This is a genomic window from Acetobacter papayae JCM 25143 (assembly GCF_000613285.1).
GTDB lineage: Bacteria > Pseudomonadota > Alphaproteobacteria > Acetobacterales > Acetobacteraceae > Acetobacter > Acetobacter papayae.
In genome coordinates this window covers 1-583 of the sequence record NZ_BAIN01000174.1, presented here as the reverse complement: position 1 = coordinate 583, position 583 = coordinate 1, and the positions used below count along the sequence as shown (strand labels likewise).

Below are 583 nucleotides of genomic sequence, written 5' to 3'. Positions count from 1 at the left end.
CTGTCATGCGGCGGGGCCGTGTGTCTGTTCCTCAGAACTCGACGACGGTGCGGATACTTTCGCCGCGTTCCATCATGTCAAAGCCTTCGTTGATACGCTCCAGCGGAAGCTTGTGCGTAATCAGGTCGTCAATGTTGATCCGGTTCTCCATATACCAGTCAACAATCTTCGGAACATCCGTACGACCTCGCGCACCACCAAAGGCAGAGCCAATCCAGCGCCGACCCGTCACAAGCTGGAACGGACGCGTGCTGATCTCCTGACCCGCAGCCGCAACACCGATAATCGTCGAAACACCCCAGCCACGATGCGCGCATTCCAGCGCCTGACGCATCAGTGTCGGGTTGCCAACACATTCAAACGTGTAGTCGGCCCCACCGCCGGTCAGTTCCACAAGGTGCCCGACAATATCGCCATTCGGCCCAAGATCACGCGGGTTTACAAAATCCGTCATCCCGAACTGGCGCGCCATCGCCTCACGCGCAGGGTTGATGTCAACACCGATAATCCGGTCCGCACCCACCATCTTCGCGCCCTGAATCACGTTCAGACCAATGCCGCCAAGGCCGAACACCACAACCGT

Annotated in this window: 1 protein-coding gene; it reads right to left on the bottom strand. The window is 58.5% G+C overall.

Features of this window, described 5'->3' with window-relative positions; genetic code table 11:
- Nucleotides 1-31: 31 nt before the first annotated feature.
- Nucleotides 32-583, bottom strand: a 552-nt coding sequence (locus JCM25143_RS15265) for a zinc-binding dehydrogenase (protein ID WP_025861870.1), incomplete at its 5' end; no start/stop codon positions are given.